Origin of the sequence: Aeromonas sp. A600620, from assembly GCF_029479985.1 — a bacterium.
Classification (GTDB): domain Bacteria; phylum Pseudomonadota; class Gammaproteobacteria; order Enterobacterales; family Aeromonadaceae; genus Aeromonas; species Aeromonas veronii_A.
Map to the genome: position 1 here is coordinate 1 of NZ_JAAKXB010000035.1, position 528 is coordinate 528.

Here is a 528-nt window from a genome sequence, read left to right on the forward strand (position 1 = left end):
GGCTATGTAGCTCAGTTGGTTAGAGCATCGCACTCATAATGCGGGGGTCACAGGTTCGAATCCCGTCATAGCCACCATCTCTAGTTGGGGTATCGCCAAGCGGTAAGGCAGCGGGTTTTGATCTCGCCATCCCTAGGTTCGAATCCTAGTACCCCAGCCATTTTTAAAAGTTCTTTGCCAGTCTCGCGACTGTTGAGGAACGCTGTTGGGGTATCGCCAAGCGGTAAGGCAGCGGGTTTTGATCTCGCCATCCCTAGGTTCGAATCCTAGTACCCCAGCCATTTTTAAAAGTTCTTTGCCAGTCTCATCACTGTTGAGGAGCGCTGTTGGGGTATCGCCAAGCGGTAAGGCAGCGGGTTTTGATCTCGCCATCCCTAGGTTCGAATCCTAGTACCCCAGCCATTTTTAAAAGTTCTTTGCCAGTCTCATCACTGTTGAGGAGCGCTGTTGGGGTATCGCCAAGCGGTAAGGCAGCGGGTTTTGATCTCGCCATCCCTAGGTTCGAATCCTAGTACCCCAGCCATTTTT

The 528-nt window shown here is 51.9% G+C and carries 5 tRNA genes; all 5 read left to right on the forward strand.

Going from position 1 to position 528, the window contains the following annotated elements:
* Window positions 1-77 (forward strand) — tRNA-Met (locus G5533_RS20415).
* Window positions 78-85: 8 nt separating this feature from the next.
* A tRNA-Gln gene (locus G5533_RS20420) sits at window positions 86-160 on the forward strand.
* 46 nt (window positions 161-206) lie between these two features.
* Window positions 207-281 (forward strand) — tRNA-Gln (locus G5533_RS20425).
* 46 nt (window positions 282-327) lie between these two features.
* Window positions 328-402, forward strand: a tRNA-Gln gene (locus tag G5533_RS20430).
* A 46-nt stretch (window positions 403-448) separates the two neighbouring features.
* A tRNA-Gln gene (locus G5533_RS20435) sits at window positions 449-523 on the forward strand.
* The last annotated feature ends 5 nt before the right edge of the window (window positions 524-528 follow it).